At 54.6% G+C, this 7,751-nt stretch carries 8 protein-coding genes; 6 read left to right on the top strand and 2 right to left on the bottom strand.

The features are described from left to right. Positions 1-613: 613 nt before the first annotated feature. The gene (locus LC354_RS25170) at positions 614-838 is read right to left on the bottom strand and encodes a hypothetical protein (protein ID WP_223428718.1); all 225 of its coding nucleotides are present in this window, start codon (positions 836-838) and stop codon (positions 614-616) included. On the opposite strand from LC354_RS25170, the gene LC354_RS25165 reads away from it, so the two are divergent. From LC354_RS25165 to LC354_RS28185, 6 genes are all read left to right on the top strand, one after another. Further along, on the top strand, positions 761-1,765 hold the full coding sequence (locus tag LC354_RS25165; protein WP_263289614.1) for a nucleotidyltransferase family protein: 1,005 nt from the start codon (positions 761-763) through the stop codon (positions 1,763-1,765). The two genes, LC354_RS25170 and LC354_RS25165, sit on opposite strands and share 78 nt — an antisense overlap. Continuing rightward, positions 1,762-3,447: an ABC transporter ATP-binding protein gene (locus tag LC354_RS25160; protein ID WP_223428714.1), complete on the top strand. Its 1,686-nt coding sequence runs from the start codon at positions 1,762-1,764 to the stop codon at positions 3,445-3,447. Before LC354_RS25165 ends, LC354_RS25160 begins: the two co-directional genes overlap by 4 nt. Further along, positions 3,444-5,330, top strand: a complete 1,887-nt coding sequence (locus tag LC354_RS25155) for an asparagine synthase-related protein (protein ID WP_223428713.1) — start codon at positions 3,444-3,446, stop codon at positions 5,328-5,330. Before LC354_RS25160 ends, LC354_RS25155 begins: the two co-directional genes overlap by 4 nt. 335 nt (positions 5,331-5,665) lie before the next feature. Continuing rightward, complete coding sequence (locus tag LC354_RS25150) at positions 5,666-6,505, top strand: hypothetical protein (protein ID WP_223428712.1); 840 nt, start codon at positions 5,666-5,668, stop codon at positions 6,503-6,505. A 137-nt stretch (positions 6,506-6,642) separates the two neighbouring features. After that, a complete protein-coding gene (locus LC354_RS25145) occupies positions 6,643-6,927 on the top strand; it encodes a PqqD family protein (protein ID WP_223428711.1) in 285 nt (94 codons plus the stop codon). A 28-nt stretch (positions 6,928-6,955) separates the two neighbouring features. Next, positions 6,956-7,375 carry a lasso peptide biosynthesis B2 protein gene (locus LC354_RS28185; RefSeq protein WP_223428716.1) on the top strand — a complete coding sequence of 140 codons (420 nt, stop codon included), beginning with the start codon at positions 6,956-6,958 and terminating at the stop codon, positions 7,373-7,375. A gap of 110 nt (positions 7,376-7,485) precedes the next feature. Here LC354_RS28185 and LC354_RS28180 read toward each other — a convergent pair whose 3' ends face one another. Continuing rightward, entirely contained in the window at positions 7,486-7,713 is a 228-nt protein-coding gene (locus LC354_RS28180) for a tyrosine-type recombinase/integrase (protein WP_223428715.1), read from the bottom strand. Positions 7,714-7,751 lie beyond the last annotated feature (38 nt).

The following is a 7,751-nucleotide window of genomic DNA, read 5'->3' as shown; positions in this document are numbered from 1 at the left end:
TCAGCAAAGAAGAAGTGGCGAAAGATCTCCGGACCAAACCGCCTGCCCGAAGTCATTCAGGGGGTTGAGTTCAAGGACGGGATCAAGCAACTTAAAAACGCCGCCTGATGACAGACGTCACCAACTTTTGGGCATATCTCCACCACACACTTGATAGTCCATGTTATCGAGCATTTCCTTCAAGCCCAAACGTTGTGACTGGCCAGCTCCAGAACCCGCGGGTTCGTTTATTGAATGCCATCCATCCTTTCGTACGCCTGTTCGCCAAGGTATTGTGATCCACACAGAGCAGATCATGCGCTGCGCAACCTGCAGCAAGTGATGCGTGAAGGGTCACGGCATGCCTTTTCTGCGACCTCTTTGGCCAATTTTTTTGACCGTGCGGATGCTCAGATCATAGTTTACAGCTTTATGATGATAGAAAGGGCAAGGCAGGAAATCGATGTCTACGCGTCACCATGCAAGCCACTGGTCCAGGAGATCGGCTGGACACCATCGCGGATTGAGGTAAAAAATGGAGTGAGTGTTTTCTGATGTTATCCGCCGTGAAATTTGAAGAGCACCCAAAGACGGAGACCGCAAAATGAGCAGCAGCGCTCCCAACGAAGTATCCTCAGACGACATACACACCGTAGACCTCTTCCTCGCGGCGGCCTTGCGCGCAGATGCGACGCTTCCCATCCTGCCCTATCCGGATTTGGTTCCCGACCGTGCGCACTACCATGGAGTGTCGGCCCTTTTGGCATCCTGCCCCGCAGTCATGAACGCATTGCCGCCGCAGGTTCAGGCCCCACTGCGACAACAGGCCATCGCAGAAACCATGTGGGATCTCCGCCATCGACAAATCCTTGTGCCGCTGCTGCGAGACTTGCATGGCGCCGGAATAAAGACCGTTTTGCTAAAGGGGACAGCCTTGGCGTATTCGGTCTATGGGTCACCTGCAGAACGCCCCCGTGGCGACACGGATATGCTGGTGCATGAATCTCAGGTACCCGCTGCACGCGCCATTCTTGCACGCCATAGATTTCGTCGCACCTCGGAACGTGATGCAGAAAGGGCGCCCCAGGAAGAGTGGAGATTGGAGCAGAAGGACGGTGGAACGCATTGCATCGATATGCATTGGAACCTACTGAGCGGTTGGGCACTTTCGTCTTTGTTTGACACTGGATCGATCATAAAAGGCGCGGTTGACCTTCCTCTTCTGGGGACAGTTGCCCGAATGCCTGCGCCCGAAACCGCACTCCTTCACGCCTGCGTGCACCGCGCGCAACATTTCAGCGGGGCTTATTTCGTCGGGACCGAGGTGACCTATGCCGGTGATCGGCTTATCTGGTTTGTCGACATGGACCTTCTTAGTCGCCGCCTCACACCCGAGCAGTGGCAAGCTGTTCTGAGTGACGCGACACGGACAGGGACGACTGGTATTGCACATGAGGCGTTACAAGAATGCCAGAGGCGGCTCGGCACGCCTGTGCCACAACAAATATTGACGCGGCTTAAAGCGGTTGACGGCGACACATTGGCCGAGCGCTATCTGATCCGAGCATCTTTTTTGAAGCGCCTTTGGACCAACATAAGATCACTCCCCGCAGGAGGCTCGCGTATTGCTTTCCTGTGCGAAATTTTCTTGCCGGCGGAAAAGGTCATGCGACAAGCGTATCCAGAGCTTGCCGACAAGTCATTGGCGAGATTGCATCTGCACCGGTACCGCGAGCGGGTCCAACGGCTGCGCAAAGAACGCAAGCAGCGGCCTAAGTCATCATGACCGCGCGCTTTCTGCTTCAATTGGTTCGCCCTTACAGGGCTGGTCTCGCCCTGCTCATGACGCTGTTGCTGGCAGAGTCGGTCGTCTCATTGCTGTTGCCGCTGCTTGCCGGACGTATCGGCGACGCATTCCTGAGCGCTACCCCGCAAGATTATAGTACGGGGTTCATCCTTGCGGCCATCTTGGGGTTGCTTGCCCTGACTGCGGTTTTGAGGACGCTTTCTGCCTTGCTCTCAGCCCGCAGCACGCAGTCCATTCTGAACCATCTGCGCCAGAGGATATTCGACCACCTGCTGGCACTGCCCGTTCCGTGGCATCAACAGCAAGAACGGGGCAGCCTGATGGCCTTGGCCACATTTGAGATCGACCGGCTTGGGTATTTTGTGACTGGTACGCTTGTCTCGCTTTTGCCGCTGCTGTTGACCGCAGGCGGGGCGACGGTGTTGCTCTTCACGATAGACCCTGTGCTTGCGTTCCTTGTGCCGCTGCTTGTGCCCTTCTTCTTTGTGATGCTGCGCGTGCTGGGGCGGCTTTTGCGTGGTCTCGCCCAACGCATACAGGCCGAGCATGCCGCGACGACGACACGCGTAGAAGAGATGCTAGAACTCCTGCCCGCCCTAAAGGCCTTTACTGCCGAACCGGCAGAGCGAAAAATCCACGCCGAAGGAATAAACCGGCTGAAAACCCTGTCGCTGCACCAGGCGCGGATTTATGCGGTGGTCGATCCTGTGGTGCAATTCGCCGTGGCGGCTTCGGCGGCGGTGCTCTTGGTTTTGGTCGGCCAACGTCTTCAGGCCGGGCAGATGAGCCCGGGCGAAACCATCAGCTTCCTGATGTATGCGGCACTTTTGGTGCGACCGGTATCGCAGTTGGCATCCGTCTATGGCCAAGTCCAAACTGCACGCGGTACGTTGGCGCGACTTCAGGCCGTACTGAATGAACCGACGGAGCCTCCAGCGACTGGCGCGCCTTTTCTCAAGGTACTTGGGGACATCCGTTTTGAGGATGTCTCCTTTGCCTATCCCGAACGCGGCCCTACCCTGCATGGTTTAAGCTTCCATGTGCACCCCGGCGAGACCATTGCTTTGACGGGCGTGAATGGTTCAGGAAAATCCACAGCTATTGGCCTGTTATTGGGCTTTCTTAAGCCGGCAGACGGGCGCATCTTACTTGACGGTCAGGACATTGAAACACTACCGCTTGACCATCTGCGACGCGCCATCGGCTATGTCCCGCAGACTCGCCAACTGCGCAATGCCAGTGTCCGCGACAATATCGTGTTTGGTCACAGCAACGCCGATCAGGCCCAGATCGAAGCCGCGGCCCGCACTTCTCAGGCACATGAGTTCATCACCAAACTGCCGGAGGGTTATTACACCCTGATTGGTGACCGCGGCTTGCGCCTATCGGGTGGCCAGCAACAGCGCATCGCACTGGCGCGCGCGCTCTTGCGCAAGCCTCCAATTCTTGTGCTTGATGAAGCAACGTCGATGTATGATCTGGAGGGCGAAGCAGCTTTCATAAGTGAATGCCGCCGGGCACTCGCCGGGCACACAGTCATCTTGATCACCCATCGCCCCGCAAGCCTCGCGCTCGCGGACAAAGTCGTGCGAATCGCAGGCGGGCGGATCGTCGAAGAGCTGACGCAATTTCGCGCAAGTGACATGAGGCCTTACCGATGAGCGGGCTTGCACTTGTATTGCATCTTGACGGACGCGCGGCAAAGCCAGCCGATCTCGAGCCGATGCTCTCTGAACTCATGCGCCGCGGCCCAGATGGAGAAGGCATTGCCTGCGACGGACCCGTCGCATTAGGTCATAGGCTTCTTGCGTCTACCCCCGAAGCTGCGGGCGAGAAAATGCCATTCTTGCATCCGCAAACCGGCTGCCAAATCACCGGCCATATTCGGCTCGACAACCGCGATACCCTCTTGACCCAGTTTGATCTGCAGAATGCGGGTCGCGTTATCGGCGACGGCGAACTGACGCTTCTGGCCTGGCTGACTTGGGGAGAAGACTGCGCTACGCATCTGCTGGGCGACTTCGCGTTTGCCATTTGGGATCCCCGCCAAAAACGGATCTTCGCCGCCCGCGACCAAATGGGCATGCGACAACTCATATATGCCCATCGCCCCTATCAGGTTTTTGCATGCGCAAGCTCCGCCCGCGCTGTTGTGCGCGCTCCATGTGTCAAGCCACAGCTAAATGAGACCCGTCTCGCTGAAGCTATGATTCGCTTCGAGCATGGCAGCTTTGAGTCTACCATGTACCAAGATGTCTTTCGTCTGCCGCCAGCGCATTGCCTAACAGTCGATGACCGCGGCCTTCAAATACGGCAATATTGGCAAGCGGTCCCCCCAGAACCTCAGCACCTAAAGAGCGATGAGGCCTATGCGGAAGCGTTTCGTGAGGTCTTGGCCGAGGCTGTCCGATGCCGGTTGCGTGGGGCGGACGGACAGGTTGGCTCTATGCTCAGCGGTGGTATGGATTCTGGCTCCATCGTCGCACTCGGCTGCCGGATGACAACGTCACCATTGCCCACATTCTCCAGCGTCGGACCTACTTCCGACACCTGTGTCGAAACACGGGCGATCCACGCAGCACTGACAATGCCTAACCTTTTGCCGACAACAATTGACTACAGCCAACTCGAACCTTGGAAAGACGACCTGATTGCGGCTTGGTTGGCGCTCGAAGAGCCGTTCGACTTCCACATGACGCAACCGCGAACGACCTATCTCGCGGCGCAGAGGGCAGGCGTCAAAGTTGTGCTTGACGGTGTTGCCGGTGACGTGGTGCTTGGGCACGGCGGCCAGATGAGCCGCTACATACGCTCTGGCCAACTGATGCGCGCATGGCGAGATGCTACCGGTCTGGCTAAATTTTGGGGACCCGGAAGCGAAAGCGGGCCCCGTCAACTCATTCAAGCCACGCGCAGTGCCTTCGTTCCCGATTGGCTTCGTGTGATGCGGCAAAGTTGGCGCAAGCGCCAGCGTCCAAACATCTCTGAAGACGCCATTATAGATCCTGATTTCGCCCTTTCCTCAGGTCTATTTGACAGTCTTCAGGCATGGCGTCTTTTAGATCGCCCTCGTCGCATGTCCTTTCCCGAAGAGCGGCTCTGGGCCTGGCAACTATCGGGGATTACCGTTGGGAGGGAACGATATGATCGTGTTGCTGCCCATTTCGGAATCGAGCCGCGCGATCCATTCATGGATCGGCGCGTCCATACATTTTGTCTCAGCTTGCCAATGGACCAGCTTCAAAAAGATGGTTGGCCAAAGGTCATACTTCGCCGCGCGATGGCCGGACTCTTGCCCGATGAAGTGCGCTGGCGACGTGGCAAAGAGCACTTAGGCTATACTTTCACCGAATCGCTATTCTCGCAGTGGCCGGATTGGAAGTTGGTGGTGATGGCGGGTATCAACAATTCAGACGGCCGCATCAGCGATCGGACGCTAGATGCCGCCAAAATTCCCATGAAAACCACGGCGAGTCATTCAATGCTTGGCGACACCTTGTTAGAGACTTGTCTTCTGTTGCGCCAGGGTCACAACAGCTCATGAATGAGCATGATCATCGACTTGCTTTTCTTGTCCGACCAACCTACATTGAATTAGGCAAAATCAGATCCCTAGAGTCGGACATAACATGACAGATATATTGATTAATGTAATTAATCTCGACAGCAAAAAGACTGACGTGGATACACCATACGCTAGTCCAAATCTGACTATCTATGGCAGCATGGTGTCACTGACTGCGGCTGGCTCGAATAATATTACCACGGAACAAACTGATACGGGTACTAGTACTGGTTGCAGTCAAAATAAAAGTGGAAATAGATGCTAATGCTTGACTGAACTGCAAAGTTACCGTGAAATCAACACATATTAGCTAAATGTCTACTGGTATCTTTGAAACGTGGAGAAGATTGCCTGATACGGCCGCGCACGATTTTAAAGTTAAGATGAGGTTCCCAAGACGACTGCCGTCAGGCGTGTTCGGTGTGGATTTATTGGTAGATCCGAAAGAGAAACTATTTTCTCTTTGCTACCAAGCGAAACCTTCCGCTGAGACAGTCACTCATATTGTGGCTGACCTCATAATTCCTCGACTGTTGGCACATGATGGTCACTTCGTACTTCATTGCGGAATGGTAAATTCGTCGCGAGGGGCGATTGGTTTCATGGGCCCATCGGGGCGAGGCAAGTCGACCATGACTGCCGGCCTTCATAATCTCGGGATGGCGCTAATGGGTGACGACGCTGTCGTTATTGACTGCAAAGATTGTACCTATAGCGCAGAGCGAGTTTATCCAAGTCTGAGGCTTTTCCCTGATTCGATTGATCAGTTATTTACTAACGTCGTTCACACTGCGCCCGTTGCCGACTATACTAGCAAACAACATGTCTCTTTCGTGAGTGGCCCTAGCAGAGCACCGCTATCAGCCTTGTTTAGCATTGTCGAACCCACGGACGAAGTTCGCATTGATAAGCTGAAATTTTCCGACGCGTGTATGGCGCTGATCGCCAATAGCTTTGCTCTAGATGCAGCAGACACTATAGAAGCAAAGCGTCGTTTTGCCAAAGCCTCGGATGTTGCTTGTCATGTTCCAGTCTATGAACTGCATTATCCTCGTGACTACGCCTCACTAACCAGCGTACATGCCAAAATATTTGAAAGAATAGGCCTGCCGCTTCCGGATAAAGGCGAAACAAGACAAAGCACTGCCACATAGTCTTATACATCAGGTTCATCACTTTGAGCAACGAGCGTCATAGAAATCATCTGTAGGGACCAGTGATAAGTAGGTAACGTTGAACGTGATTTTAGCTCCAGAAGTTGAGATGCCAAGAAACTGAGCACCATACGAATATGAACTTAAAAGCAGGCGTTACTTATGTACCAAGCCCCGACGCCATCGAAAGCCGTCTCGGGGAGGAAACCGTCATCCTTCACATTGGAAGCGGCACCTATTTTGGTTTAGATGCGGTAGGCACAGTAGTGTGGGAACAGCTTGGCAAAACGGATGGCATGACACCCCCCGCAATATGCGACCAAGTCCGCGCCGTTTTCACTGATGCTCCAGACACTGTGGACAGCGAAGTGACCAGTTTTCTCGAAGAGCTCGTCGAGCACGGCTTAATTCAACAGGCCTGATCTGTCTCAAGTGGAAGACCCAAAATATATGCTCTCTAAACTGCGACAACTGAACTGGCAACAATGGTCTGACTTGTGCGTTGCCGTCATAACATTGGGGCGGGCTCGCCTGAAGCTACCGCATTTCAAGGCAGCTGAACTTCAGGAACTTCAAAACGCACAAGGGCAAACCAGTCGGAGCGCTCCTCCTGCCCAACAGGTTGCAACCCGGATCGCGCGCGTGACGTGGGCTATCCCACGGGCCGCAAAATTTGTGCCATGGCGATCAGATTGCCTGGTTCAGGCACAAGCTGGCCAAAACTGGCTTAAGCGATATAGCATCAAATCAAAGATAGAGCTTGGCGCCCGCAAATCGTCAAATGGCCAGATGGATGCACATGCCTGGCTTATTTGCGATGGCGAAATCGTCACAGGTGGCGACATCACAACTTTCGTGCCGTTTCGATGAACACTCTAACGCTCCAGATTCAGAAGGGTTTGGGCTCCGAGACGTAAGGTCGAGAGTGCCCGTTATCGATCATTTGGGGCACGATCTCTTACGTTATCGAGAATTTGCGATCATCGAGCCCAGACATTATGCTCGGCCAATTCAAGATACCTCCCCAGAATATTTATCGACTTCCACCCTCCTGCGCGCATGATGGCAGCAGCATCATACCCCGCGCAGAGCAAATCCTGTGCCGCGCCCACGCGAAGCGAGTGCCCACTGAACGCGTCGATCATTTCTTGTCCCAGACCTGATGCGCTGTAAGCGCGCTCCCATCGCCCTCGTAGGAATTGTCTGATTATTATCGGAAATGAGCCTGAAGCATACGGAGGGCTCA

This window comes from Tateyamaria pelophila (genome assembly GCF_019966495.1).
Classification (GTDB): Bacteria; Pseudomonadota; Alphaproteobacteria; order Rhodobacterales; family Rhodobacteraceae; genus Tateyamaria; species Tateyamaria pelophila.
The sequence above is the reverse complement of the archived record's forward strand: the minus strand, read 5'-3'. Positions and strand labels throughout refer to the sequence as shown.

Coding starts and splice junctions, on each gene's coding strand:
- LC354_RS25145 (WP_223428711.1), top strand. CDS start 6,643: ATGAACTTAAAAGCAGGCGTTACTTATGTACCAAGCCCCGACGCCATC.
- LC354_RS25155 (WP_223428713.1), top strand. CDS start 3,444: ATGAGCGGGCTTGCACTTGTATTGCATCTTGACGGACGCGCGGCAAAG.
- LC354_RS25165 (WP_263289614.1), top strand. CDS start 761: ATGAACGCATTGCCGCCGCAGGTTCAGGCCCCACTGCGACAACAGGCC.
- LC354_RS25170 (WP_223428718.1), bottom strand. CDS start 838: ATGGCGGAGATCCCACATGGTTTCTGCGATGGCCTGTTGTCGCAGTGG.
- LC354_RS25160 (WP_223428714.1), top strand. CDS start 1,762: ATGACCGCGCGCTTTCTGCTTCAATTGGTTCGCCCTTACAGGGCTGGT.
- LC354_RS28185 (WP_223428716.1), top strand. CDS start 6,956: ATGCTCTCTAAACTGCGACAACTGAACTGGCAACAATGGTCTGACTTG.
- LC354_RS25150 (WP_223428712.1), top strand. CDS start 5,666: ATGTCTACTGGTATCTTTGAAACGTGGAGAAGATTGCCTGATACGGCC.